Raw genomic sequence first — 24,969 nt, forward strand, 5'->3', positions numbered from 1 at the left:
CATTGAACGTCAACGCATGTCGGGCAAATATGTCGCACCGATTCCACGGCATGTCTCCCGAAAGCGGTCACCGGTTTCGGGAAGAAGACATGCGCAAAAACAAAGAGCTAAAACACGGCAGGCAAATCTGAAAGATTGCGACGTGTTTTAGCGTGCCGGAGGAACAGCAGCATGCCCGATATCGTCCGTATAACCAGCGATGAACTCGTCGCCGAGATTTCTTCGCTCGGCTCCGAAATGCAGTCGCTGCAGACGACCGATGGCCGGGACTGGTTGTGGAACGGCGATGCTGCCTTCTGGACCGGCCGTTCCCCGATCCTGTTCCCGATCGTCGGCAAGGCGCCCGGCAACCACATTGCCGTCGATGGCGTGCCCTACGAAATGGGTCAGCACGGCTTTGCCCGAAGGGCCGAATGGGTGCTGGCCGACGCCAGCACCTCCACTTGCCGTTTTGAACTTGAAAGCTCACAGGACACCCTGAAAACCTATCCTTTCGCGTTCCTGCTTTCGCTCACCCATTCACTCGAAGGCCACAGCCTGACGGTGACGGCCGAAGTCGAAAACCGCGACAGTCGTCCGATGCCCTTCGGCCTGGGCTATCATCCGGCCTTCCTCTGGCCGCTGCCGGGTGGAGAAGGCAAGCCACATACGATAACGCTCGACAATGGCGCAGAGCCGCTCCTGACCCGGCTTGAAGACGGGCTTGTCACAAGGGACAAGCTGCCGTCACCCTTTTCGAAAGGGCATCTCACCCTTTCCCATGACCTTTTCGAAGCCGATGCGATGATCTTTGCCGAAGGTGCAGGCAAGGGGCTGACCTATGCAGCCGAGGGCGGCCCGAGCCTCAAATTCGCGTTCGACAACCTGCCTAACCTGGCGCTCTGGCAAAAGGTCGGCGCGCCGTTTCTTTGCGTCGAACCCTGGCATGGCACTGCGGCAGAGGCGGGAGGTTCGGCCGAAATGGCAAAACGCCCCTACACCACAATTTTGCCTGCAGGCGAGAAGGTGCGCTTTACCTTTTCGGTTTTGGTAACTGGTTGATCCGGCAGTTGGTTTTCCGGCATCCCAGCCCTTGACGAGTGAGCAACGCAGAGTTGATATCCCCATGTTAAATCAATAATGGGGATAGGAAGTGACGCCCACTTTTTTCGACAGTTGCAATTGGATTTTTCCGTTTTTCTTTTTCTGCAAGCCAGCCGTTTCTGCCCTTTCGGACACAAGTTCCACGAGCTGGTGGAACATGGCTGCGACGATAGCTAGCGTGGTTTCGGCGGTAGCAGCAGCTATTGCCGCAGTCGCCGCCTATTTCACGATCCGCTCCACTAAAAGCGAACGGCGTGTATCGGCACTCGTCACCATCAAGGAGTGGTATAGTCGCAGCCACGAAAAGTTTGGAGATGTGACGAAGGAGCTGGATTACGGCACAATTGTCTACGATCCATTTACGCGAGAAAGCAAGAAGGAAGGGCAGTTGCTAAGCTTCCTCAGCACGCTCAACGAGGTTGCCTTTCTCGTGGAAATTGGTCATGCCACTGCGGAAGATATTCGTAAGACCTCGCTGGGATACTGGTTTACGGCCGCTCTGAGCGACGGCGCAACGGTTGCTGCCCTCGCCAAGTTAATCGTAGCCGACAAGGCGCGTGGGTATGAGTCCAGCGTGTTTCCGTTCCTGACGCAAATAGGCCCGAAGATAACCGGAAATAAAGCGCATGAGTTGGTGGAAGTGCGGGCAAAAGCCATGTCCGAAGACAAGAGCTTCAACGACAAGGTTCTCAGCGTGATCCGGCCCGCGTCTGGCGGCACGGTTGCCCCTTAATAAGCGATCGTCCGGCACATATGCCGTCGCATGGATGGCCTGCGAAACTCCGGCTCGTGGGAAACATCCCAGAGGTAATGGTCGATTTCCAGTATCGTCGACCATTTCCGCTCGGCCGCCAGTGTCTTTTGCAGAATGTTTCCTGCAATCACGGACGCTGCCCTAATTTCGTTTTCGGCGCGCTCTCCCGCCTCCAGGTATTCGCCCGCATCGATGCGCGCGGCAAGACGGTCAGAATAGACCAGAACGCCGAGCTGGCGAAGAACATGCGCGACCGCATTGTCGGCAAAAATAGTCAGGCGCTCGAGCCCGACCGTATTCCACCAGCCGAATTCGCGGCCGACGCGCGCCAGATCCGCGATCAGCAATTGCGCGCGTTTGTAATAGTAGATTTGTTTGTTGTCGTAGAGCGATACGTCCTCGAACCGCTTCATCCGCAGCAATGACTGCAGCATTGTATGCGTCGAGCGCGTATCGTCGATCACGGCGTCCAGATCGTCGTCATACCGGTCGATGAGCCAGTGACCGAGTTCGTTGAGGCTCAGCCTGAACTGCGCCATCAGTTCCGTGGCCCGGGGGTTGTCATTACCCGCCTGGCCGAAAAGCTCCCGCACCTCTTTCATCGTCAGGGCAATCAGCCTCTGCGAAGACACGATCTCCGGATCGCGCGTGACCGCATCCTTCAGCAGGCTTGCAATCGTATAATATGTGGAATTGGGCACAGACCGGATAAGATCGTGCGCATAACCCGATCCGAAATTGATTGCTCCGATGCAGAGCACATAACGAAGGGTCAGGGATTCTTCGCCGGTATAATGATGTCTTCCGGAAAATTGCCATGCGACTTTTCCGTTGCGCGGCATTGTCCGGGCAAAATGCGAAAGGGCATTGTCGTCGATTGCGACATCCCGGGCATTGTCGACTACGAAGGAACAGCTCGATATGACTTTCGAGAACGGGTCATTCGACCTGTTGTTGTCCGTTTGTCCAACTGGCATCTTCAAGGCTATATCGGTCATGTTGCGCCCGCTAACCATCTCGCTGACGTCACGAGATCAGACTCGTGCACGAAAGCCGACCATAATACCACGTCATCAACAAAAAAGTTGCATTTTCGTAAGCGTCTTGGCCTGTGCCGTCAACCTTTTGCGCGTTTGCTGATATGTACGGGGCGCGTTTTGCCGCCTCCCGGAGAAATTGCACCCGTCAGGAAATGCCCCGCCGGGTGCCTTGGCGGCTTATTCCACCGGCGTAAAATTCATCGCATGGCCGTTGATGCAGTAGCGCAGGCCGGTCGGCGGCGGGCCATCGGGGAACACGTGGCCGAGATGGCCGCCGCAATTGGCGCAGCGCACTTCGGTGCGTACCATGCCATGCGACGTGTCGCGGATTTCGGTAATGACATCCGGCTTCACCGCCTCGAAATAACTCGGCCAGCCGCAGCCGGAATCGAATTTCGTGTCGGAGACGAACAGGTCTTCGCCGCAGCCGGCACAGCTGTAAATGCCCTTTTCCCTGGAATTCCAGTAGGGGCCGGTAAAGGCGCGTTCGGTGCCTGCCTGCCGCAGGATGTAATACTGTTCCGGCGTCAGTTCTTCGCGCCACTCGGCGTCGCTCTTTGAGGTCTTTGGGGTGCTGATCGAGGACATGACCGTTCCTTTCGTTTGCTCCCTAGATAGGCGTCGTGATGCTGTGAATAAAGATGCATGTCACAGCCTTGTGCCCGGTTGAGCTTGAGGCAACTGCCCGTTTCACTTAAGACGATCACACGCGTTCGATGATCGACCGTGTGGGGGGTAGGAGAGATTATGGCCGCAGCCGCGCCGGCATGGACGTTTATTGCGCTCTTCCTGCCGTTCCTTGCCGCCATTCTGGCACCATTCCTCGTTTCGCGCCTCGGCGACAGGGCCGCCTGGATCGTTGCGCTCGCGCCTGCACTGTCCTTTCTGCATTTCTGCGGTTTTCTGTCGGAAATCTCGGCTGGTGAGGTCGCGACCGGCGGATATGCGTGGGCGCCCAGCCTCAACCTGTCGTTCTCCTGGTTCATCGATGGCCTGTCGTTGACCTTCGCGCTGCTGATCACCGGCATCGGCACCCTGATCGTGATCTATTCCGGCGGTTACCTGAAGGGGCACCGGCATCTGGGAAGGTTCTTGTCCTTCATCCTCCTGTTCATGGGTGCGATGCTCGGCCTTGTCGTCTCCGACAGTTTCCTGATGCTCTTCGTCTATTGGGAGCTGACCTCGATCGCCTCCTTCCTGCTGATCGGTTTCGATCATGAGCGGGAGGCCGCAAGGCGTGCCGCGCTGCAGGCGCTGGTCGTCACCGGGGCAGGCGGGCTGTCGCTGCTGGCTGGCCTCGTTTTCCTCTGGAACGTCACCGGTGTGACCCAGCTGTCGCTGCTCGTCCATCTCGGCGATGCGCTGCGGATGAGCCCTTTCTATCTGCCGGCCCTGTTTCTCGTGCTCGGCGGTGCCTTCACCAAATCGGCGCAGTTCCCGTTCCACTTCTGGCTGCCGAACGCCATGGAGGCGCCCACACCCGTCTCCGCCTATCTTCATTCGGCAACCATGGTAAAGGCCGGCGTCTACCTGCTGATGCGGCTCAATCCGGTTCTGGGCGGCACGCCGGCCTGGGAAATCCTGCTTCCCTTTTTCGGTGGCGTGACGCTGGTTGCGGGAGCGCTGATCGGCATTCGCCAGACCGATCTCAAGCTGATGCTCGCCTATACGACCATGGCCTCGCTCGGCCTGCTCACCATGCTCACCGGTTTCGGCTCGCCGCATGCCATCGAGGCGGCGGTACTCTATCTTGTCGCCCATTCGCTCTTCAAGGGCGCCCTGTTCATGGTTGCGGGCGCGGTCGATCACGGGACAGGCACGAGAGAGCTGCCGCTCCTGGGCGGTCTTCGCCGCGCCATGCCGATCACCTTCGTAGCCGCATTTCTGGCGGCCTGCTCGATGGGAGGACTGCCGCTTTTCGCCGGTTTTCTCGCCAAGGAAGAAATCTACGCAGCCCTTGCCACCGGCAATCCGCGCGCCGTCTTCTTCACGGCTGCGGCGCTTGTCGGCAATGCGCTGATGTTTGCCATCGCCCTTGCCGTCGGCCTGAAACCCTTTGTCGGAAAAGGTAATCAAACACCGCTGACGCCGCATGAGGCACCGGTCGCGCTCTGGCTTGGCCCCGTGATATTGGCCGCGCTCGGCCTCGTCTTCGGCATATTTTCGCCGCTGCTTCACGCTTACCTGACATCGCCCATGGCAAGCGCGGTCATCGACGAACCGACGGTGATCACGATCGGCACGATGCCGCATTTGGGCTTGCCATTCGGCCTTTCGCTGCTCACCGTGACGCTCGGCATCCTTGTCTATCGGGAGCTCGACCGGGCTCGCGCTCTGGCTGCGCAGATGCTGGAAGGCCTCGGCCCCGGCCCGGATCGCTGGTTCGATCAGTTTGTCAGCGGCCTTGTCCGTTTTTCCGCGCGCCTCGTCCGCATCATCCAGCCGGGACGGCTGGAAATCTATATCACCGCAACTTTCATCGCCGTGGCGGCAACCCTGCTTGTGCCGCTTTTCCTTTTTGACGAACTCCCCGCCATGCCGTCAGGGCCGGCCGGAGCCCTCGTGCAGGAAATCGCCTTTTTCGTCATTGCAGCACTCGGCATCGTCACCGTCTTGCGCGCCGCCGACCGCCTGACCGCGATCGTTTCACTCGGCATCCAGGGATTTGCGGTCGCGGTGATCTTTCTGCTGTTCGGTGCGCCGGATCTCTCCTTCACACAGTTCATGGTGGAAACGCTGTCGGTCGTCATCCTGACCCTGGTGATGACGCGGCTCAGGCTGTCGGTCACCGATCACCGCCCGCCAGGGCAGATCCTGCTGGACGGGACGATCGCAATTGCCTGCGGCCTCGGTTTTGCCCTGATGCTGCTGAAGGCGGTCGGCACGCCCTTCGATCCGTTCATGACGGATTTCTTCAACACCTATTCCAAGGCGATCGCTCACGGCGCCAATGTGGTCAACGTCATCATCGTCGATTTCCGCGGCACCGACACATTGGGCGAGATCGCCGTGGTGATGGTCACCGGCCTTGCGGTTCTGGCGCTGATCAAGCTGCGGGTCGGGAGGCGCGCCTCATGAATACCCTTATCCTGCGCACGGTCGCGCCCGTCATCACCGCCCTGATGCTGCTTTTTTCCGTCTTCGTCCTGCTGCGCGGCCATAACGAGCCGGGCGGCGGTTTTATCGGCGGGCTGATCGCGGCCTCGGCGCTGGCAATCTTCGGCATCGCGCATGGACCGGGTGCGGTGCAGCGGGCAATCCGGTTTCATCCGATGGCGATCGCCGGTGCCGGCCTGGCCCTCGCGGCCGTCTCCGGCCTCGTTTCGATCGCAGCCGGCGTTCCCTTCATGAGCGGGCTGTGGATCTATCCGGATATTCTCGGCGCAGAAGTGCCACTCTCGACGGTCATGTCCTTCGATATCGGAGTTTATCTCGTCGTGGTCGGTTCAGTCACGGCGATTGCGCTCGCACTGGAGACCGAGCCGGATGGCGGCGCGGGCGAAGGCGAGGGAGGTGGCTGATGGAAATCCTGTTCACCGGGCTCATCGGCCTGTTCTTCGCCGCCGCCGTCTATCTCATGCTGTCGAAATTCACGATCCGCATCCTGCTCGGCATCGTGCTCCTTGGTAACGGCGTCAATCTTCTCCTGTTTACCGCCGGCCGCATCACCCGCGAAGTTCCTCCTATCATCCCCGCAGATGCGTCGACGCTCGGTTCCGTCGCCGCCAACCCTCTGCCGCAGGCGCTGATCCTGACGGCGATCGTCATCTCGTTTTCCTTTTTCGCCTTCCTTCTGGTGCTGACCTGGCGCGCCTTCGAGGAACTTGGCACCGACAGCACCGACGAAATGCTGCTCGCAGAACCACGCGATGAACCGCTTCCGCCGACGGGGTATTGATTTGATGCATGTGCCCCAACCCGCTCCCCGCCGACATTTGCCGACACAGGGAGGCCAGCCCTGATGGCCTCACCATCAACCCCCGTAGATCTTGCCGCCGCCATGGTCACGACGGTCCCGGCGCTCGCCGACTGGCTCGTCATCCTGCCGACCGCGCTGATGATCCTTGCGGGCGCGGCTCTGATGATGATCCGCAAGTCGGTCCGCCTTCATGCGGTTATTGCCATCGCAGCGCTGGTCTTGCTCGTCCTCATTGACGCGCTCCTGCTCTGGCAGGTTTCATCAAGCGGGCCGGTCACCATGACCATGGGCGGCTGGTTGCCGCCTTTCGGCATATCCTTCACCGCCGACATGTTCGGAGCCGTCATGGCGCTCGTTTCGGCGCTCGCGGCTCTGTCGGCGGCGGTCTATTCGCTACGCGATATCGATGCGAGCGGATTGCGCCACGGCTTCTTCGCCTTCCTGCTGCTCCTGATGGCCGGCGTCTCCGGCGCCTTTCTGACCGGCGATATCTTCAACCTCTATGTCTGGTTCGAAGTCCTGCTGATCTCGTCTTTCGGCCTGCTCATTCTGGGCTCCGAGCCGAAGCAGATCGAAGGGGCGCTGAAATACGCAATTCTCAACCTCATCGGCACGACGCTGTTTCTCATTACTGTCGGTTATCTCTATGCGATCTTCGGCACGCTCAACATGGCCGATATCGCCCGAAAGGCTGGCGCGCTGCGTGGCGTGACCGAAAACGCGCCGCCGCTGATGACGCTGACGGCACTGTTCGTGCTCGCCTTCTGCATGAAGGCGGCAGCCTTCCCGGTGAATTTCTGGCTGCCTGCCTCCTACCACACGCCGCGCATTACCGTATCGGCATTGTTCGGCGGCCTGCTCACCAAGGTCGGCATCTACGCCCTGATCCGTGTGACGATCATGCTTCTGCCGGTCGAGCGGGAAGCGATCAGCCTCGTCGTTGCCGCATCCGCCGTTCTCACCATGATCCTCGGCGCGCTCGGTGCGCTTGCCCAGAACGACCTGCGCCGCATGGTCGGTTACGTCGTCATCGTCGGCATCGGCAACATGCTGGCGGGTGTAGCAATCGGTTCGCCGGCCTCCGTCAGTGGCGCAATCCTTTATGCGCTGCATTCGATCGTCACCATGACCGCGCTTTATCTGGTGGTCGGCGAGGCAGGGCGGCTGGCCGGCACGTTCGAACTGTCGCGCCTCGGCGGCCTTTGGAGCCGTGCGCCCTGGTTTTCCTTTGCGTCCCTGGCGCTGATGCTCGCCGCGGCCGGCCTGCCGCCGCTTTCCGGCCTCTGGCCCAAGGTCATGCTGTTGAAGGCATCGCTGGATATCGGCGCCTGGTGGCTGGCCATCGCCATTCTCCTATCTGCCTTCCTCGTCACGCTGGCGCTCGCCCGTGTTTTCCTGCTCGCCTTCTGGCGGCCGGCGCCGGACGGGATGGATCAATCCCTGCCTGAAACGGACTGGCGTTCGGTTTTGCCGATCGGCCTGCTCTCGGCCCTCGTTCTGGTTTTCGGTGTTTATCCCGAACCGCTTCTGGCGCTCGGCCAGGCCGCCGCCGATGGCCTTGCCGATCCGTCCGCCTATATCCGCTCGGTGTTTCCAGAAGGGGCAGCGCCATGATCATCTATGTCCTGTCATTGATGATGGCGATCATCTGGGCCGCGATCACCGGCAGCGCCACGATCCACAATCTGATCTTCGGTTTCCTACTGTCGGCTGTGGCCCTGTGGATCGTTCGCGACGAGATGAGCGCGACCGGTTATCTCCTGCGTCTTGGCCGCATCCTGTCGCTGCTGCTGCTCTTCTTCAAGGAGCTGGCTCTGTCGGCCTGGAAGGTGGCGGTGCTCGTCACGCGGCGGAAGATGCAGGTAAAACCCGGCATCTTCGCCTTTCCCTTGACCGTGGACAGGGATTTCGAGATCACGCTTCTGGCCAATCTCATCACGCTCACCCCCGGCACCATGTCGGTCGACGTGTCGAAGGACAGGAAGTTCCTCTACGTCCATGCCATCGATTGCTCCGATGTCGAGGCGACGAAGCGCGAGATTGCCGAAGGTTTCGAGCGCAAGATCATGGAGGCGTTCCGATGAACATGTCGGGCATGACCTTTGAGCAGGCGATCCTCCATGCCTCGATCTGGATTGCGCTTGCCGTTCTCGCCGTTGCCTTCCTGCTCACGGTCTGGCGGGTGGTCAAAGGTCCGACATTGCCCGATCGTGTCGTGGCGCTCGATATGCTGGTGGGCATCGTCATAGGCTTCATCGCCCTGATCGCCATCCGGACCGGCTTTACACTCTACATTGACATCGCCATAGCACTTGGACTTGTCGGCTTTCTGGCAACTGTCGCTTTCGCTCGCTTCATTCTCGCTGGTGCGGCAGGGCAGGCCGGCGCCATTTTGGCGGACGGGCCTGGAGAAAAGGTCAGCAAACTCGGCGGCAAGGCGCGCAAAGTTTCGACGAAGAAGATCGTCGATAGCGACAGCAAGTCGGCTTCGAAACGCTCCGGCAAGCCCGTAAGGCCAGTAAAACCGGAAAAATCGGCCCCATCCGTCAAATCGCCCAAGCCGGGAAAGGGGAAGTGATGCAGCTTGTTCTGGCAATACTGACTTCTGCTTTGATCCTTGCCGGCGCGGCATTTGCCCTGGTTGCGGCAATCGGTCTCAACCGGCTGCCCGATATCTACTCAAGGATGCATGCCGCATCCAAGGCCGGGACGGTCGCTTCGGGGCTTCTACTGCTCGCCGTTGGGCTCCAATCAGGCGATATCGCAGTGCTTGCACGGGCACTCGCCGGCTTCTTTTTCTTCGTGCTGACCGCCCCGGTATCTGCGCATTTGCTGGCTATGGCGTCGTTGAAAGCGGGATATTCAATGGCGAATCAGTCTGTCTGCAACGAAATGCCAGTGGTCAACAATGAATAATATTTTTCAGACGGTATTTATAAGCGCGCGATGATTGTAAAATCGCCTTATTGCCAGCAATAAATGTCAGAAATATGCGATATTCGTTGAGAAACCACTCGGCATTACTAGATTTCGCAATTGGACTTTCCTGATTGTAGTGATAATTGAATAGAAGTAGAGCAATGATGCTGTTGTAGACTAACGTTTTACCGCGTATTTATCTGAATTAGATCGGCCTTGATAAGGCCGCTTCGGATAAACTGGACGAATATGCGGTTTACGGAGGCTACATGCAGCATCTGGTGACGATCCGTTTTTCTCGCAGGAAGCTTAGGGGTAGGCTTCTGTCCTTGGACGCTGTGCGAAGGTTGGGTTCTCGTCGCCATCGCTCGACTACGGAAGAAGCCGCGGAGGTCGCGGCTGGCTCCGTATATAAGTCGAACAGGAGACCGGAAATGACAGATATGGCACTGGGCAAGGGTCCCGAGCTGCTGGTGGAACTCACCGCAGATATCGTGGCTGCCTATGTGAGTAACCACGTAGTTCCCGTCGGCGATCTCTCCAACCTGATTGCAGACGTACATACCGCATTGAGCGGCACATCTTCCCCGACCCCGGTCGTCGCAGCGGTTGAAAAGCCGAAGCCGCCGGTGCCGATCAAGAAGTCGATCGAGGACGATTATCTGATCTGCCTCGAGGATGGTCAGAAGTTCAAGTCGCTGAAGCGCCACCTGATGACCCATTACAACATGACGCCGGATGAATACCGCGAGAAGTGGGGCCTGCCGGCCGATTATCCGATGGTTGCTCCGGCCTACGCCGAAGCTCGTTCGCGTCTGGCGAAAGAAATGGGCCTCGGTCAGCGCCGCAAGCGCACCCGTAACTGATTTGTAGAGACTGGCCGGGCTTCGTCCGGCCAAAAGCAAATCCAGCCAGAAGCCACTTCGGGCGAGAGCCGCCTTGTGGTGAGCCAATGCCCGCGCGCTTCTGCATAGGAATTGGGTCGGAAATCAAAGCTTGAGCAATGGCTGTGATCTCTCTTAGCCAGTCTGCTTTGGTAAAATGCGCGCCCTGAGGCGCCACGAAAAGCCGGGCTGTCGCTCGGCTTTTGCGCATCCGGCCCATGTCCGAATGCTGGTCCTGATCTGCTTTTTGCCGGAAAACGGGGATGAATTGAGGAAATAAATCCTATTTCCGCACAGAGAAATCAAAAAAACATAAGCATTATCAATGTTTCTGTAAGAAGCTGCTCTTGCCTGCATTCCCCGTTAGCGCTCAAGGTGTATGAATTAATTCCTATTTAAGAAGGAGTTGTCATGCCTTTTGAGACTTCGACCAAACAAGAGGGGCCGACGAACGGGAGACGCTCCGATACGCTTGCTTGCAATATAGGTGCGGTTCCTCTGGTTGCCGACGCTAAGCCCGTCTACCCGGCAAGCCTTCCTGCGCGTATCGTCTGCCGTATCGTCAGCCAGATCACGGCGGAAACGATCTCGCTTCTGAGCGACCGGGTGATGGTGCGCAACGAGCGGCGCCGGCCTTCCTGCCATGTGCGGCAGATTTCCATGTATGTCTGCCATGTGGCGCTGCGAATGTCGTTCAGCGATATCGGCGCGGCTTTCGGCAGGGACCGCACCACTGTCGGCCATGCCTGCCATGTCGTCGAAGACCGGCGAGACGATCTGGCCTTTGACGAATTCGTCTCGGCGATCGAACGCATGGCGACGGCAGTCTTCCAGTCCTCGGACCTTTTCGGACGCGAGGGTGGTCATGACTGAAGGATCGAGGCGTGACCGTTCAGTGCAGCCGGGGTCGTCCACAACATCGGGGCGGGCCGTATCCGTCAAAGGTCTCACGCGCCTGGTGCGTCACGCCGTCAGTGCCGGAAAGGCCGGGCTGGTGATCGCGAACGGCTCTGCCGGTACCGTTCACCTTGGCGAGGAGCGTCGTTGTTATCCCGAGACGGTGCTGAGACAAGCCGTTTCGCTCGGCCTTGTCACTCGCGCAGCCGGCCTCGTGCAGGCATCAGCCGAAGCCCGCAACTTCCTGCGCCGCGCGCTTGCTGCAGCGGGGATGGAAGGTGAGGGTGGATTTGCCGGGCAGCATGGCGAGATCGTCAGGACGGAGGTGGAAATCGACGGTGCGCGCCAAAATGTCAGTCGCAATCTCGATGATACGCCGCTTTCCAGCCTGGCGCGCCTGAAGGACAAGGCCGGCACCCCTTTCTTTCCCTCCGAGGCGCTTGGCGCCGGCGAAAAGCTGCTGGATGATTTCACTCGCGGTCAGTTGCAGCCGCGTATCACCTCGTCCTGGGAGCCGCGCCTGTCTTCGCGCGGCAAAGGCGAGGCGGGCGGCCTTGCCGATATCGCGACAAGCGCGCTGGAAGCGCGCCGGCGTTTCGGCCGCGCGATGGAGGCGATAGGACCGGAGCTTTCGGGTGTAGCAGCCGATGTCTGCTGTTTCGGCAAGGGGCTGGAACTGGTTGAGCGGGAACGGCAATGGCCCGTGCGCTCCGCCAAGCTTATGTTGAGGACGGCGCTTCTTGCCCTTGCCCGTCATTATGCCCCGCCGCCGCGTCATGCGCAGAGGCGCCACAGCCATCATTGGGGCACGCAGGATTTTCGCCCCGCCGCCGAGTCTTACGGCAGCAGCGGGTCGTCGTAGATCTATCAGGCAGCAGCTTTCAAACGCGCCTCTTCGCGGATGCGCTTAACCATCGAGCGCAGTCCGTTGGCGCGTTGCGAGGAAAGATGTTCGACAAGCCCGATCTGGTTGAAGATGTCGATCGCATCGGTCGCCACGATTTCCGAGGCGTGCTTTCCAGAATAGGTGGCCAGTACGATGGCGACGAGCCCGCGCACGATATGGGCATCGGAATCACCTTCGAATGTCATCACCGGATCGGCGCTTGCATCCTTCACATGGCTTACAAGCCACACCTGGCTGGCGCAGCCCTGCACCTTGTTTTCAGCCGATTTCTGCGCCTCCGGCAGGTCGGGCAAAGCCTTGCCGAGTTCGATCACATACCGGTAGCGATCTTCCCACTCGTCCAGGAAGGCGAAGTCGTCGATGATCTGGGAAAGCTCTGCCATGGTCTCGTCCGGTGTTTTTCTGTTTTCTCCATATAGGTATTTTGCGCGCCGATAACAGAAAAAACTGAATAGATGCAGGCAAGAGGTGCGGCGGCGTCCCGCATCATTCCGAATTGGCTGAACGGCTGGCGTGCAAGCTTTCGCAACCGAAACCCTCAAGGCGTCAAACCCGTTTCTCTTGTTCGTATGGAACGAGGGATATCGCCACAGTCTTTGCCCGGATGAAGCCGTCCAGGCCGTAGCAGGGCAAAAGTTCGATCTCGATATCAAGCTCATCCTGAGGCAGTGCGTAATAATCGGATCGGCCTCGATCGGTCGCGCGCTGGAGCAAAAGCCCGCCGATTACATTTTGACCGCTGAAGCCATCCAGTTGCAGGTCCATGATGCCTTCCAGAGTGAAGGTCACGATGGCATGTTTGTCGAGTTTGATGAACCCGTCAGAATCGACTGCATCGGTCATGATCCAGCCATGTATCTTCAGCTCGCTGGCTCCGCTTCTGTTGAGGGACAGGCTGATAATCTCGGCATCGTGGAATGTTGGCAGTTCTCCAAACCATGCCAGCAATTCCTTTCCGCCCGCAACATCTTCGTAAATCATCGATCATCCCGCGCCCGACCCGGTTGTATTTCACAATAGCCGGCCGCAGGCGCCTTGCAACGTGCCCGGTCAACCCATCGGTCGAGTGCCGCGCAGGGTGGCGGTGTCCTGAAAGCCGGGATCCCATGCAAAAAAATCGCCGCAAGGAGTTTCTTCCTTGCGGCGTCAGCAGTTGCTGAATTCAGGGCGGGCAGTCAGGCGCCGGGAACCGTTGGCTGTGGGGCCAGGCGCAAGTCGTAAAATGCAAGGAATGGTCCGTTTATTGCGCGGGGCGTTTCAGCGGCAGCGGCACGGAACCGGTATGGACCGGGGCGGAAGGGGCGATCGACTGAGTCTTGACCGCATCTCCCGGGAAAGGCGTCGGCTCGGGATCCTGTTTCAGCGCCACATCGGCGGGATTGGCGGCAGGCTTGTTGTTGAAATGGCTGTCGAGTAGTTCAAAGGCGACATGCGCGCCTTCGGCAGCGCGCACGCCGAGAACGGAAAGCGTCTCCGCGCCTTTTGCACAGACATCCGGCTTTTCGGCGCATAGACCAGAAATATAGCTGTAGGCACCTGTCGCAGCCGAGATTGCGTCGCCCATCTGTACGGCGCCGGCACCCTCGCTGACCTCAAGCGGCCTGTTGCTGAAGTATGAAAGCACCACCAGCACGGCTGCGAAGAAGATACTTCCCTTGATCAGAAACCACATTGCCCTATTCCGTCCGACCTGGCCTGTCCCACCCTCGGGTCCGGCTTCGCCACTTGTTTTTTCCACAGCAGAGTATTTCTGCCGGGCGTCGGTCTGTGCCGCTCTTGAACACCACCGTACCGGGGGGAAGCAAATACCCCTTTGACGCGACCGCTCGGATTTATCTAAAATTTGATCTAAATCGACACACGCCCCGCATTTTCGCCGTCCAGCGCGGCATTTGTCTCAAACTTTAGCGAATGCCGTTAAGCATAAATGGGGCGGCGGTTCGAAAGGCAAGGCGTTTTGCCCGGCCCGTTCTGCCACAATCATTAACAGCACGCGAAAAATCGAGATAAATCCATCGCTTACCTGTCGTTAACTACGATTGCAGATGGGTGTCCGATTATGTGCCAAAGCCGGAAGACCCGGCTTCTGACAGAGTGTCGAATCGCGCATCCTTAGCCTTTCTTTAAGTCGCGGAAGCCTAATGTGACCGCGTAAAACGAGTTCGTGTCAGGGTATTGAGTGCGCGTATTGGGTAACATTGCCGGGAAGGCTGTTGAGGTAGTCGACAAGACCGCCGAACGCTGGCTGGCGCGCCTTGGTGGCGAAGTGGTTCGGGGAACCGACATCACGCTGCTGCGCCGTATGGTGCTGACCGCCGCCGTATCGCTCGTCGCGATCCCGATGGCTTTGACCGCTCTGCTGCGTCCGGTTCTGGCGCTGCCTGTCGGTGTTGCGATCGCCGCCTCGGCTTTCCTTGTCGCCGCTGCGATCGCCTTTTCGCGTCCCCGCCCGCTGCCGCAGCCGGCAGCCAGTGAAGATCTTTCTTTCGATGCATGCCCCGGCCTGATGTTGTCGCTGGATGCCCAGGGACATGTGCACAGGGTCGGCGGCCGTGATGCCCATTCGTTTCCCGCAACGATCCGTGATTGCGCAGGCGTAACGCTCGCCGAGCGCGTTCATGTTTCGGATCAGATCGCGCTACTCCAGGCTTTCGACATGCTGCGCCAGGGCGCATCGCGGGCCGAGACGGACGTTCGGGTGCAGAAGACGTTTTCGGTTGCCGATGGACGCCAGTTCGTTCTCGTCCGTTTCGATTTTACCGCCATCCGCGACGGCGAGGGTAGCCTTGTCCAGGTAATCGCCCAGGCGCGCGATGTCTCCGAATACGATGCGCTGAAGCGCGAGGCCGAGCGTCGCCAGGAAGAGGCCCGTTCCGCCCACGAGACGAAGTCGCGCTTCCTTGCGGCCGTCAGCCATGAGCTGCGCACGCCGCTTAATGCCATTCTTGGTTTTTCCGACGTGCTGGCCGGTGAATATTTCGGCAAACTGGCAAACGACCGCCAGCGCGAATATGTCGGGCTTATCCGCCAGTCGGGCGGTCATCTTCTTTCCGTCGTCAATACAATGCTCGACATGTCGAAGATCGAGGCCGGCCGCTACGAACTGCTGATTGAGCCCTTCGCGGCATCGGAAGCGATCGAGACCTGCCGCGCCATGCTGGACCTGCAGGCCCGCGACAAGGGTATCACGCTGACGGCGCGCGTCTCCCGCGCCCTGCCGGAAGTGCAGGCCGATCGCCGCGCTCTGCAGCAGATCCTTATCAATCTCGCCGGCAACGCCATCAAGTTCACCGAGCGCGGCGGCGTGGTGTCGATGGATGCTGCGGTCCGTGGTCGCGATCTCGTCGTCACAGTCAGCGATACCGGCATCGGCATCGCGCCGGAGAAGCTCGGCACGCTCGGCCAGCCTTTCACCCAGGTGGAAAATGGCTATAGCCGCAATTACGAAGGCACCGGCCTCGGCCTGGCGCTGACAAAGGGACTGGTTGCGCTCCATCGCGGCACGTTCGCGATTGCCAGCAAGCCGGGCGAGGGCACCGTCGTGACGATCACCTTGCCGATGGGCGGCCCCGATACGGCCGATGCCGACGAGCCGATGGCGGAAACGGTGGAGTTCCCGCCGCGGCTGAGGACCGTGCAGTTGAAGAATTCGGATGAAAAGGCCATGATGGAAGGGTCCGCGATGGAGCGGTCCGAAATTCAGCTGGGATGTGTAAATGACCACGCGGAAGCGAAAAGCGCCTAAGGGGCGACGGACAGCGAAGGAGCAAAGCCTTCCGTCCCGCATCCTTGCGGGCACGGGCTCCGCCGTGCTTTACGGCGCGACCGGTTCCGCACGCGGTATCGGCGGCGCCATCGTCCGCAATCCCAAGGCCACTCTCTACGCCACGACCTTCATCGTTGCTTTCTCCTTCGTTGCAGCCAATGCGCTCTGGTATCAGCCGGGTGGCCATCCGGCCCCTTTCCTTGCCACGCGTGATGCTCACGATCCAAACGCGATTGCCGGTTATCGCCAGTTTCGCCAGGCCGATCCCGCTGACGTGACCACTTTCCGGATCGAGCGCGCGCCGGCAGGCGGGCAGACTGCGCCTGAAAGATCCGCCGCCCGCCCGCCTGCTTCTCTACAGACGGTGGCCTCACCCGCGACACAGCCAGTGACGACGGCACCCGCGGCAGCACCCATGGAAGCACCCGCTGACGACATCCGTTCGATCATCGCAGGCCAGACGCCGGCGGCGCAGTCCGCGCCCGGCACGACGACGGATGCGGAGCTGGTTGCAGGCATCCAGCGCGAGCTTGCGCGCCGTGGTATCTATCAGGGCACCGATGACGGCCTGATGGGCCCCCGCACCGAAAGCGCCATTCTCTTCTTCGAGGAAGCCTCTGGCCTTCCGCAGCGCGGTAAAGCCACGCCGGAACTTCTGGCCGTTCTTCAATCGCAGTCCGGAAGTCGGAGCCAGGCTCAAGCACAGGCCACGGCCGCGCCGTTGCCGATCCCGCGCCAGGCTCCAAGAGCGGATGCATCCAGAGCCGAGGCGCCGAAGGCTGAGGCGCAAAGAACTGCGGCTCGACCCGCGACCCAGCCTGTCGTCCAGCAGATAAAGGCTCCGGCCCGCAACGAAGATCCGGTCACGGCTGCAATCCGTTCCTCCGAGCGTCAGCCGGGCATGATGCCGCCGGCTGAAATTCCGGGCGCGCGCCGGGCCGCTGCTGCGCCCGTACAGGCCGCCGCCAGACGATCCGATCCACTGCCCGCCTCGCAGATGGTGCTGCAAATCCAGAAGGGCCTGTCGAACATCGCCTATACCGATGTCGAGATCGACGGCGTCGCCGGCACACAGACCAAGGCCGCCATCCGTCGTTTCCAGAAGCACTACCGCCTGCCGGAAACCGGCGAGCCCGACGAAGTCGTGCTGCAGAAGCTGAAGGCGATCGGCGCGCTTTAGGGGGGAGGGGTCATCCGCCGGCGGTCACTCAGACGGGCAGGAAGATGAAGGCACCGTCGAGCTGGCAGCATTAAAGACAGCCAATCGGGCAAACGCCATTCCGCCGATCTCCTTTCGTTGCCCCATCATCCGTGCATGGGAGCAGCTATGTAAAAAGGCTCGCCTGTTTCTGCGAGCGTCTTCAGCCGCGACAGGGCTTCGGGCCATCCGCCACCAACCGCCTTGCTTGTGGCGGTGTCACCGCCGAAATCGTCGTGTGTCAGCGTCAGCTTGCAGGCATTTTCCCCGACAGCCTCGATGAGCCAGGTGACGCGCGAAGCCGGATCAACAGCGACATCCGGCGACCATTGGGCGCTGAAGGAATGTACGAAGCGGTGCGGAGGATCGATCTCCAGGACCTTGCCGACAATCATTTCGCGATCTCCGACAAAGAATGTGATCGCGCCGCCTACGACCCATTCCGTTCGTGAGGTCATGTTGAAGTGTTGCCAGAGCGGCGTTTTCTCATCATCCGCGAGAAGGGCCCACACATCTTGCGGTGTGGCACGAATGAACATTTCCCAGACGTGCTTCGGTATTGCTGATGCCATGGTTGCGTCCCTTTTCTCGGCGATAGCTTTGATGTCGTTTATCGTTTGAGCAAACGGTGCGGCAAAGCGCGAAATCCAGCGATCCGCGATCTCCTGGACGGGAAGCGGATTGAGGTAATGCAGCTTTTCCCGGCCGATCTTGCGGGTCACTATGAGATTGGCGTCTTCGAGTATGTTGAGATGTTTCATAACCCCGAAACGGGTAATGGACTGACTACGCCCAAGTTCGTTTAACGTCTGGCCATCTCGTTCACGGAGATGGTCTAGAAGTTCGCGCCGGAGCGGATGTGCCAAGGCATTGAAGATATCATCCATGCAGATGAATAGGTGACCAAGTGGTCACCTGTCAAGATGTGGCCATTTCGTATCATTTGCCTCCGCCGCCAATCCATCCTATTCACTCCCCATGCGCCTCCGTTCCGATATCTATGTCTCCGCTCTCATTCGCCGCGTCTATGGTCTCGGCGGTTTTGCGGCTGTCGAGCACAAGGGGGCGGACGCGGCGGGGGCGATTTTTATCCGGCAGCGGTTTCGCGACGGGCTGGAGAGCCTCTATGCTCCGGCACCGCAGAACTTCTTTTCAAGTGAGGATGACGGCAGCCGTAAGTTCGAGATGCGGCTTGAGCGTGCCGAGCCGGATCTCATGCGCGACGCGCTCGACAGGGAACTGCGTTTCGATCCCGATCTTTGGCTGGTCGAGCTGGAGATCGACGACATCGGTGATCTCTTCCCGGTGGTAAAGCCGGATCCCTGATCCTCAGCGGATACTGAAACCGGAGGCGCTTCTGCGCAGTGTAGCCGAGGTCCGCACGGACCTCTCCTCGATATCGGCTTCGGCTTGCGTTGTGTCGGTATCTGCGCCGGAAAACAGTCTGGAAGCAGCCTGGTCCGCACCATAGGTGTAACGATCGGCCCTGCGCCAGGCTTCCACACGCGCATTGCACTCTTCTTCGTCCAGTGACTGCCACAGGCTTTCTGCCTCCGACACGCCATCTTTCGCTTCCGCCAGATGGCCGTAGAGGCGGGTAAGGATATAGGTCGCGTCCGCCGATTGCATGCCGAGGCTCTTCAGCACGGTGGCAAGCTGGCGGCCGGAGAGATCGAGCAGGATACGTTCGGCCAGCCAGCGGCTGGTCGTCAGGATGTCCGAAAGCGCGGTGACGAGAAAGGTCGCTTCACGGTTGCGAGCAAACCGCACCAGAAGCGCTTCCTGCACTTCCGAAAGGCTGCGCAGGCCGAGACGATCGCCTTCGACCCGTTCCACATGGCCGGCAAGCAGCTTGATCCGGCGGCGCAGATCTTCTTCACGCGCACGTTTGTCGGTATCGATGGACGTGTCGACTTCCGCCGTCGGCATCTCCACGGGCGCCGAACCGGGATAGGGCTCGGCGGTGGCGCTTCTGGCCTGCCGGGAAATATCGGGACGCAGGCCTACCAGCGCATCGATGACTGTCGGAGAGAGCGCGGCACGGCTCACGATAGCGCGCGCATGCTCGGTGCCCTGGCAGCGGGCGATGGTGACCAGCGCCTCGTCGGAGAGGCAGGTCGATGTCATCAGGAACGGAGCTGCGACGGCGATCGGCTGGCTACCGAGAAAGAAGGCGACGGCGGCAGGAACGTTGGGAGATTGCGCAAGGGCGGCGACCGCCTGCCGGCGCGCCTCGTCGGATGAAGCGGAAAAGATCGGCATGAAGAGTTCGGCGAACTGCCGCAGCTCCGAACGCGTCGGATGGGACAGCGCTTCAAAGCTCGTCACCGTTGCCATCAGCACGACGTCCTTCCTGCGCAGCGCCTGCGGTCTCTCAAGGTCTCGAAACTCACTCGTCACGGGCAAACTCTTCGAACGCAATACAAACAGAGGTGCCGACAAACGCGTTTGGCCGCCGCAGGGCAGCCGACACGTCATCTACCTTACCTTGGAAACTCCCGGTGGGCGGGCAGTATCAGCCGGCGTTTCCGCCGGTTTCGTCACCCGCTCAAGGTCGATTTGATGCTAGGCTCAATAGGGTTAATGTCTGGTGAAGACGGCTCGTTTTGGGACATCCTGTCCACAGCCGATATGCTGGCCAGCGACAGGTCCGCATCCCGCCAGCTGGCCTCGGTCGCTGCGCCGTTCGCGGATAAATAGAGAAATCTGAATTCTGTGGCCCTGATAATGAACCAAATCTGCAACACCGCGTTAATGATCCGATCTTGAAAGCGGATTTCCAGCGGGCGCTACTTTAGCGTTAATATCTCGTTAACCGTCTTATGGCTGAATTTCAGCAATGACCGGCAATAAAGCCGGAAAGGGCAGTAGACTTGATTGTTGCTGCAGCTGCTGGTTCAGGCGGAACGGGCAGGTGAAATGTCGCAGCGTCTGGCAAAAAGACGCTTTGACGAGAAAGACGCGGATGTCCGTGAACCCTTCGGGGCAGGCACGGGCGCGTCGGCCCAGTTGGGCAGGATGAAATAGAGCCGCCTTCATCCCTCTCGATCCCTTGATTGGAGACGAGCATGGCAGAGATAGTGGTAATGAATCTATGGCGTGATCGGAAAGGCCGAAAGGTTTCGAGCCCGACGGATGCTTCCAACCTTGCTCTTGCGGGTGAAATCGTGATGTTCACCGGCGTGCGTTACGAACGCTTTGACGATCGCATGGACCGCAAGGCCGAAAATCACGCTGTCCGTATCGAACAGAAGTGAATTCAAAAACCTGATCTTGTGAGATGCTGAGGAATGCTGCGCAAAGACGCACGGCGGCATTGGTTTCAAGGCACGCGAGGAATACGGTGACCCCAGACGTCGCGAGCGGATCCGGACGATCGAGACGCGCTTAGAACTGGACCCTGGTTCTCCACTGGAATGGAGCACAGGTCGCCTGATCGAGAAATTTCGATATGACCGGAACGACGCTTTTATGCGTCACGAAACTTCTCAAGACCGCATAGCCCTCCGTCTGCTGCGCCTCGACCAGCACGGTCTGTGAAAAGCCTCTCGGCAGGCTCTTTCGAAGAGCGGCAAGTTGTGCCGGCGTTCCCACGACTACATCCAGAACATGATCCGCCGATGTGCGGTCGTTGATCGAGAATATTTCGTCGGACGAAGCATCGAACACGCCGAGCGACCAGAACGGAACACCGCTGTTCGGCGCCGTCAGTCTCACCGGTGTTTCGCTTATGTCGAATGAACAGACCGACATCTCCATCATCGGATCTTCCTTGGAAAGCCCGGCGCGGTCCGGCTGCTCGCCCAGACGATAGAAGCGGTGGCTCTCTCCCTCGGCAATGATGCGCGTATAGGCGTCCCGCTGGGAAAACTGCGGCAGCGAAAAGACGATGATCAGGTGCAGCAGGGCTGCACCCACAAGCCCGGTGAAGATCGCAAACAGAATCTTCAGCCACAGGAAGCCGCGTCGCAGCGAAAGGAAACTGAACAGCCTAGACATTGCCGCATCCGATCCTGCGGATGGCCGGCATGGAAAGGTCGATCAGGCCGGAGCTTCCAGCCGCCGGCGTATCGAGCAGGGTCAGTGTCAGGCGAAACTGGCCTTGCTGAGGGCTTGCCAGCCAGTTGCCGGGGCGGGCGCGCGAGGCGATCGTGATGTCGAGAGAACCATCCGGTTGTCGCCCCACCATGCGGGAATTGAGCGAAGAGGGCAGGTCCGCATCCGCAGCCGGTGGACGGCCGTCCGGTCCTGTTGCAAACAGCGTCCAGAAGCGCGCGGTCGGCGTCTGTCCGGTCAACTGATAGGTGCAGCTTCCGGAAAGTCTTGCGCCGCTGTCATCGGTCGTTGCCGTGAAGCTCAATCCTTCCGCCGTGGCATAAAGAAGCTTGCCTGCATTGGCGCGGTGAGACTTGGCATAAGGATCCGCATCCGCCGTCTGCGCCTCCGGGAAGGCTTCCCAGGAGCCGAGCTTGATCGCGCCGAAACCGATCGTGGCATCGAGCGCCAGCCGGGTCGACCAGATCCCGCCTCCGAAGGCGATGGCAAGCGCGATTGCGACGAGAAAGGGAACACGGAACACGAGCAGTCTGGGTCCTCGGCAGAACGGTGCAGGGAGGATTAGCATTGATTCTTTTGTGGGGAAATGCCGAGATGCCATTCCGTTGTGGGGAGCGTAAGTCCTCTCACGGTATCGAATTCGTCACCACCGGGCTTACGGTCGCCGTACCCTTGCGCAGATCGCTGGCGGAACCCTGTCGCAGGCCTGCTGCGGGTCTCGTGGCTTCGGCAACCTTTTCGACACCCGCCACCAGCGGCGGTGCGGCCTTCAGCGCCTGTGCCAGTTGCTTCAGAACGCGGGTCGATTCGCCCGAGAGCGAACGCGGGCGCGTCAACGCCATCAGTGCCGGATCCTCTTGGCGTTGCTCGGCCGGCGTATCGCCCTTTTTGTGGTTCCCCGTCGGAAGCGGATTTTCGATGCCGGGAATGGGTCTGAGTTCAATGCCCTGATGCGCATAGTCCATCAGCTTCTTGAACGTCATCGCCGGCAGTGCGCCGCCGGTCATGTTGTTCATCGAGGTGAAGTCGTCATTGCCGAACCAGACGGCAGTCGTGTAATTCCCGGTAAAGCCGATGAACCAGGCGTCGCGATAGCTCTGCGACGTACCGGTCTTGCCGCCGGTGACAATGCCGCCGTCAAGCGCTGCACGCCGCGCCGTGCCGATCACCGGGATCTGCGTCAGGATGCGGTTCATCGACGACATTGCCTTTTCCGAAAGCACGCGGTTGGCAGGCATCTCGTCACGGTTGAAGTCGTAGAGAACCTCACCGCCATAACCCAGAACCTGTTCGATCCCGTGGCGACGCGATTGCATGCCGCCTGCCGGCATCACGGCATAGGCGGTCGCCTGGTCGAGCACGGTCACTTCCGAGGTGCCGAGCGGAATGGTCTTGTCCATGCGCAGCGGCGTCTCGACGCCCATTGCCTTTGCCGTTTCGACGATCACCTTGGTGCCGAGCACATCCTTGGCAAGCCGCACGGGCACGGTGTTGAGCGATTGCGACATGGCCGTCAAAAGCGACACGCGGCCCTTGTAGGAGCGGGCATAATTCTGCGGTGACCAGCCGCGCCAGGTGATCGGCGCGTCGGAAATCATCGTTTCCGGCGTCATGCCGTGTTCCATCGCGGCCGAATAGGTGAACAGCTTGAACGACGAACCCGGCTGGCGCAGTGCCTTGGTGGCACGGTTGAACTGGCTCTCGCCATAATCCCGACCGCCGACCATGGCGCGAACGGCACCGCCGTTCTCGATCATCGCCATGGCGCCCTGCTTGACCTTGTAGCCCTCGCCAAACTCGCGCAGGCTGGATTCCATGGCCGCGTCGGCTGCCTGCTGCAGGCCCATATCGACAGTGGTACGAACCACGACCGAATGTTCCTTGATCTTGCCTTCCTTGGCCAGCTGCTGCACCTCATCGAAGGCCCAGTCGAGGAAATAGTCGGGAGATTTCACGTCGGCGCGGTCGATAGCGGTTGCCGGGTTGCGCCGCGCGCCGATCACCTGGCCTTCCGACATAAGCCCGCTCTGCACCAGATTGGACAACACGTCGTTGGCGCGGGCGCGCGCTGCCGGCAGGTTGACATGCGGCGCGTATTTCGCCGGCGCCTTGAACAGACCGGCCAGCATTGCGCTTTCCGCCAGGCTGACATCGGTGATCTTCTTGCCGAAATAGAATTGCGAAGCCGCCGCCGCCCCGAACGTGCCGCCGCCCATATAGGCGCGGTCGAGATAAAGCGACAGAATCTCCTTCTTCGACAGGTTGGCCTCCAGCCATACCGCCAGAAAGGCTTCCTTGATCTTGCGCTCGATCGAACGCTCGTTGGTCAGGAACAGGTTTTTCGCCAGCTGCTGGGTCAGCGTCGAACCGCCCTGCACGACGCCGCCCGCCTTGGCGTTTTCCGTCAGTGCCCGGCCAAGCCCGATGAAGTCGATGCCGTAATGGTCGAAGAAACGTCGGTCTTCGGTTGCCAGAACCGCCTTCATCAGGTGATCCGGCAATTCGTCGATCGGCACTGAATCTTCATGGATAATGCCGCGATGGCCGACCACATTGCCGTAACGGTCGAGAAAGGTGACGGCAAAATCGCCGCGGTTCTTCCAGTCTTCCTTGGTCTCTTCGAAGGCGGGAAGTGCCAGCGCCAGAAGGACGACAAAGCCTGCCGTGCCGAGCGTCATGGCCTCGCCGGCCACCTCGAAGGCGAGTTTTTTCCAGCCACGCACGCGAAAACGACGGAAGAATATGGTGATCTCTTCCCAGGCTTCGGCGAGTTTGAAGCCAAGGTTCCAGACGGTGGAATCGATCCAGCTGTCGACACGCAGCAGGATGTGGCGCTTCTTGCGCGGCCGGCCCTCGGGTGCTTTGGGTTCGTCCTGCAATCTTTCCTCCCGTCCGCAATGCCATTATTTTAGCTTTTGCGTTTGGCTTGACGTAGCCCCTGACAACGATCAAGAGCATAAGCTGGCCACGGTTAATCAGCATTAGCTGACAATTGGTTGATGCGCGATTGTAAAATCGCAACGTGAAAAGGGCGGCCGACACGAATTGTATCCGACTGCCGCAAAAGTGATGATGAACGACGTACCTTTCTGGAAACTGAAGTCCCTCGACGAGCTGACGCCGGGCGAATGGGAAAGCCTGTGCGATGGCTGCGGCCTCTGTTGTCTCAACAAGCTGGAGGATTGGGACACCGGTGATGTGGTCTTCACCTCGGTCGCCTGTCGCCTGCTGGACGGCACGACCTGTCGCTGCAGCGACTATCCCAACCGCCAGAAAACCGTACCCGACTGCATCCAGCTGACACCGCAGGAAGTGCGCGAGATCCACTGGCTGCCGCCGACCTGCGGTTATCGCCTGGTTCGCGATGGCGAGGATCTGTACTGGTGGCATCCGCTTGTCTCGGGCGATCCGGAGACCGTACATCAGGCGGGAATTTCGGCGCGCGGACGCACGGTCAGCGAGGTCGAAGTCGACGTGGACGATTTCGAAGACTATGTCGTCAGCTGGCCGCTGCATGTGGGGTCTGAGCGTTAAATCGAGGCAAAC

Annotated in this window: 28 protein-coding genes and 2 pseudogenes; 18 read left to right on the plus strand and 12 right to left on the minus strand. The window is 59.9% G+C overall.

Annotation, left to right across the window (positions count from 1 at the left end; genetic code table 11):
* Window positions 1-171 precede the first annotated feature (171 nt).
* Together ACI3K0_RS07340 and ACI3K0_RS07345 are read left to right on the plus strand one after the other, a co-directional pair.
* Complete coding sequence (locus ACI3K0_RS07340; RefSeq protein ID WP_148143933.1) at window positions 172-1,041, plus strand: aldose 1-epimerase family protein; 870 nt, start codon at window positions 172-174, stop codon at window positions 1,039-1,041.
* 91 nt (window positions 1,042-1,132) lie between these two features.
* Window positions 1,133-1,816, plus strand: a complete 684-nt coding sequence (locus ACI3K0_RS07345) for a hypothetical protein (protein WP_183822726.1) — start codon at window positions 1,133-1,135, stop codon at window positions 1,814-1,816.
* On the opposite strand, the gene ACI3K0_RS07350 is transcribed toward ACI3K0_RS07345, so the two are convergent.
* Window positions 1,813-2,835: a queuosine salvage family protein gene (locus ACI3K0_RS07350; RefSeq protein ID WP_183822724.1), complete on the minus strand. Its 1,023-nt coding sequence runs from the start codon at window positions 2,833-2,835 to the stop codon at window positions 1,813-1,815. The genes ACI3K0_RS07345 and ACI3K0_RS07350 overlap by 4 nt on opposite strands.
* Window positions 2,836-3,054: 219 nt before the next feature.
* A complete protein-coding gene (gene msrB, locus ACI3K0_RS07355) occupies window positions 3,055-3,465 on the minus strand; it encodes a peptide-methionine (R)-S-oxide reductase MsrB (RefSeq protein WP_148143930.1) in 411 nt (136 codons plus the stop codon).
* A gap of 159 nt (window positions 3,466-3,624) precedes the next feature.
* Here msrB and ACI3K0_RS07360 point away from each other — a divergent pair, with 159 nt between their 5' ends.
* The 11 genes and pseudogenes from ACI3K0_RS07360 to ACI3K0_RS07410 all read left to right on the plus strand — a co-directional run bounded on the left by ACI3K0_RS07360 (window position 3,625) and on the right by ACI3K0_RS07410 (window position 12,358).
* A complete protein-coding gene (locus tag ACI3K0_RS07360; RefSeq protein ID WP_148143929.1) occupies window positions 3,625-5,955 on the plus strand; it encodes a putative monovalent cation/H+ antiporter subunit A in 2,331 nt (776 codons plus the stop codon).
* On the plus strand, window positions 5,952-6,398 hold the full coding sequence (locus ACI3K0_RS07365; RefSeq protein ID WP_148143928.1) for a Na+/H+ antiporter subunit B: 447 nt from the start codon (window positions 5,952-5,954) through the stop codon (window positions 6,396-6,398). The genes ACI3K0_RS07360 and ACI3K0_RS07365 overlap by 4 nt, the downstream gene beginning before the upstream one ends.
* Window positions 6,398-6,775: a Na+/H+ antiporter subunit C gene (locus ACI3K0_RS07370; RefSeq protein ID WP_148143927.1), complete on the plus strand. Its 378-nt coding sequence runs from the start codon at window positions 6,398-6,400 to the stop codon at window positions 6,773-6,775. The genes ACI3K0_RS07365 and ACI3K0_RS07370 overlap by 1 nt, the downstream gene beginning before the upstream one ends.
* Before the next feature lie 63 nt (window positions 6,776-6,838).
* Window positions 6,839-8,410, plus strand: coding sequence for a Na+/H+ antiporter subunit D (locus ACI3K0_RS07375; protein WP_183822722.1), 1,572 nt, complete (start codon window positions 6,839-6,841; stop codon window positions 8,408-8,410).
* The gene (locus tag ACI3K0_RS07380) at window positions 8,407-8,880 is read left to right on the plus strand and encodes a Na+/H+ antiporter subunit E (protein ID WP_183822720.1); all 474 of its coding nucleotides are present in this window, start codon (window positions 8,407-8,409) and stop codon (window positions 8,878-8,880) included. The genes ACI3K0_RS07375 and ACI3K0_RS07380 overlap by 4 nt, the downstream gene beginning before the upstream one ends.
* Before the next feature lie 11 nt (window positions 8,881-8,891).
* Window positions 8,892-9,374, plus strand: a complete 483-nt coding sequence (locus ACI3K0_RS07385) for a cation:proton antiporter (protein ID WP_183824056.1) — start codon at window positions 8,892-8,894, stop codon at window positions 9,372-9,374.
* Window positions 9,371-9,712 (plus strand): monovalent cation/H(+) antiporter subunit G, encoded by a 342-nt coding sequence (gene mnhG, locus ACI3K0_RS07390; RefSeq protein WP_148143924.1) that lies wholly within the window; start codon window positions 9,371-9,373, stop codon window positions 9,710-9,712. Before ACI3K0_RS07385 ends, mnhG begins: the two co-directional genes overlap by 4 nt.
* 437 nt (window positions 9,713-10,149) lie before the next feature.
* Window positions 10,150-10,581, plus strand: a complete 432-nt coding sequence (locus ACI3K0_RS07395; protein ID WP_148143923.1) for a MucR family transcriptional regulator — start codon at window positions 10,150-10,152, stop codon at window positions 10,579-10,581.
* Between the two features lie 473 nt (window positions 10,582-11,054).
* A pseudogene (locus ACI3K0_RS07400) lies at window positions 11,055-11,114 on the plus strand (hypothetical protein); the annotation flags it as partial.
* The gene (locus ACI3K0_RS07405) at window positions 11,098-11,472 is read left to right on the plus strand and encodes a helix-turn-helix domain-containing protein (protein WP_246436011.1); all 375 of its coding nucleotides are present in this window, start codon (window positions 11,098-11,100) and stop codon (window positions 11,470-11,472) included. The pseudogene ACI3K0_RS07400 and the gene ACI3K0_RS07405, both read left to right, overlap by 17 nt.
* Window positions 11,465-12,358: a DUF6456 domain-containing protein gene (locus ACI3K0_RS07410; protein ID WP_404945184.1), complete on the plus strand. Its 894-nt coding sequence runs from the start codon at window positions 11,465-11,467 to the stop codon at window positions 12,356-12,358. The genes ACI3K0_RS07405 and ACI3K0_RS07410 overlap by 8 nt, the downstream gene beginning before the upstream one ends.
* A 5-nt stretch (window positions 12,359-12,363) precedes the next feature.
* Here the strand turns inward: ACI3K0_RS07410 and ACI3K0_RS07415 are convergent, their stop codons facing one another.
* The 3 genes from ACI3K0_RS07415 to ACI3K0_RS07425 all read right to left on the minus strand — a co-directional run bounded on the left by ACI3K0_RS07415 (window position 12,364) and on the right by ACI3K0_RS07425 (window position 14,075).
* The gene (locus ACI3K0_RS07415) at window positions 12,364-12,786 is read right to left on the minus strand and encodes a SufE family protein (protein ID WP_148143922.1); all 423 of its coding nucleotides are present in this window, start codon (window positions 12,784-12,786) and stop codon (window positions 12,364-12,366) included.
* A gap of 163 nt (window positions 12,787-12,949) precedes the next feature.
* Entirely contained in the window at window positions 12,950-13,384 is a 435-nt protein-coding gene (locus ACI3K0_RS07420; protein ID WP_183822718.1) for an Imm50 family immunity protein, read from the minus strand.
* A gap of 259 nt (window positions 13,385-13,643) precedes the next feature.
* Window positions 13,644-14,075 (minus strand): DUF5330 domain-containing protein, encoded by a 432-nt coding sequence (locus ACI3K0_RS07425; protein WP_148143920.1) that lies wholly within the window; start codon window positions 14,073-14,075, stop codon window positions 13,644-13,646.
* 507 nt (window positions 14,076-14,582) lie between these two features.
* Here ACI3K0_RS07425 and ACI3K0_RS07430 point away from each other — a divergent pair.
* Window positions 14,583-16,148 (plus strand): sensor histidine kinase, encoded by a 1,566-nt coding sequence (locus ACI3K0_RS07430; RefSeq protein WP_404945185.1) that lies wholly within the window; start codon window positions 14,583-14,585, stop codon window positions 16,146-16,148.
* Complete coding sequence (locus tag ACI3K0_RS07435; RefSeq protein ID WP_183822714.1) at window positions 16,120-17,349, plus strand: peptidoglycan-binding domain-containing protein; 1,230 nt, start codon at window positions 16,120-16,122, stop codon at window positions 17,347-17,349. The genes ACI3K0_RS07430 and ACI3K0_RS07435 overlap by 29 nt, the downstream gene beginning before the upstream one ends.
* Before the next feature lie 125 nt (window positions 17,350-17,474).
* Here ACI3K0_RS07435 and ACI3K0_RS07440 read toward each other — a convergent pair whose 3' ends face one another.
* Both ACI3K0_RS07440 and ACI3K0_RS07445 read right to left on the minus strand, forming a co-directional pair.
* Complete coding sequence (locus ACI3K0_RS07440) at window positions 17,475-17,939, minus strand: SRPBCC family protein (protein ID WP_404945291.1); 465 nt, start codon at window positions 17,937-17,939, stop codon at window positions 17,475-17,477.
* Window positions 17,940-17,945: 6 nt separating this feature from the next.
* Window positions 17,946-18,254 (minus strand): annotated as a pseudogene (locus ACI3K0_RS07445) (ArsR/SmtB family transcription factor); the annotation flags it as partial.
* Window positions 18,255-18,345: 91 nt separating this feature from the next.
* On the opposite strand from ACI3K0_RS07445, the gene ACI3K0_RS07450 reads away from it, so the two are divergent.
* Window positions 18,346-18,693, plus strand: coding sequence for a DUF1491 family protein (locus ACI3K0_RS07450; RefSeq protein ID WP_404945186.1), 348 nt, complete (start codon window positions 18,346-18,348; stop codon window positions 18,691-18,693).
* A 3-nt stretch (window positions 18,694-18,696) separates the two neighbouring features.
* Here ACI3K0_RS07450 and ACI3K0_RS07455 read toward each other — a convergent pair whose 3' ends face one another.
* Window positions 18,697-19,767 (minus strand): DUF2336 domain-containing protein, encoded by a 1,071-nt coding sequence (locus ACI3K0_RS07455; RefSeq protein WP_404945187.1) that lies wholly within the window; start codon window positions 19,765-19,767, stop codon window positions 18,697-18,699.
* Between the two features lie 420 nt (window positions 19,768-20,187).
* Complete coding sequence (locus ACI3K0_RS07460) at window positions 20,188-20,406, minus strand: hypothetical protein (protein WP_148143914.1); 219 nt, start codon at window positions 20,404-20,406, stop codon at window positions 20,188-20,190.
* Between the two features lie 29 nt (window positions 20,407-20,435).
* On the opposite strand from ACI3K0_RS07460, the gene ACI3K0_RS07465 reads away from it, so the two are divergent.
* Complete coding sequence (locus ACI3K0_RS07465; protein WP_148143913.1) at window positions 20,436-20,624, plus strand: hypothetical protein; 189 nt, start codon at window positions 20,436-20,438, stop codon at window positions 20,622-20,624.
* Between the two features lie 130 nt (window positions 20,625-20,754).
* Here ACI3K0_RS07465 and ACI3K0_RS07470 read toward each other — a convergent pair whose 3' ends face one another.
* The 3 genes from ACI3K0_RS07470 to ACI3K0_RS07480 all read right to left on the minus strand — a co-directional run bounded on the left by ACI3K0_RS07470 (window position 20,755) and on the right by ACI3K0_RS07480 (window position 24,302).
* On the minus strand, window positions 20,755-21,366 hold the full coding sequence (locus ACI3K0_RS07470) for a DUF1254 domain-containing protein (protein ID WP_404945188.1): 612 nt from the start codon (window positions 21,364-21,366) through the stop codon (window positions 20,755-20,757).
* Window positions 21,359-21,946: a DUF1214 domain-containing protein gene (locus ACI3K0_RS07475; RefSeq protein ID WP_148143911.1), complete on the minus strand. Its 588-nt coding sequence runs from the start codon at window positions 21,944-21,946 to the stop codon at window positions 21,359-21,361. The genes ACI3K0_RS07470 and ACI3K0_RS07475 overlap by 8 nt, the downstream gene beginning before the upstream one ends.
* A gap of 103 nt (window positions 21,947-22,049) precedes the next feature.
* The gene (locus ACI3K0_RS07480) at window positions 22,050-24,302 is read right to left on the minus strand and encodes a transglycosylase domain-containing protein (RefSeq protein WP_404945189.1); all 2,253 of its coding nucleotides are present in this window, start codon (window positions 24,300-24,302) and stop codon (window positions 22,050-22,052) included.
* Window positions 24,303-24,495: 193 nt separating this feature from the next.
* Here ACI3K0_RS07480 and ACI3K0_RS07485 point away from each other — a divergent pair, with 193 nt between their 5' ends.
* Window positions 24,496-24,957, plus strand: coding sequence for a YcgN family cysteine cluster protein (locus tag ACI3K0_RS07485; RefSeq protein WP_206824468.1), 462 nt, complete (start codon window positions 24,496-24,498; stop codon window positions 24,955-24,957).
* The last annotated feature ends 12 nt before the right edge of the window (window positions 24,958-24,969 follow it).

The organism is Rhizobium sp. ZW T2_16, from assembly GCF_044987325.1.
Taxonomy (GTDB): Bacteria; Pseudomonadota; Alphaproteobacteria; order Rhizobiales; family Rhizobiaceae; genus Neorhizobium; species Neorhizobium cellulosilyticum.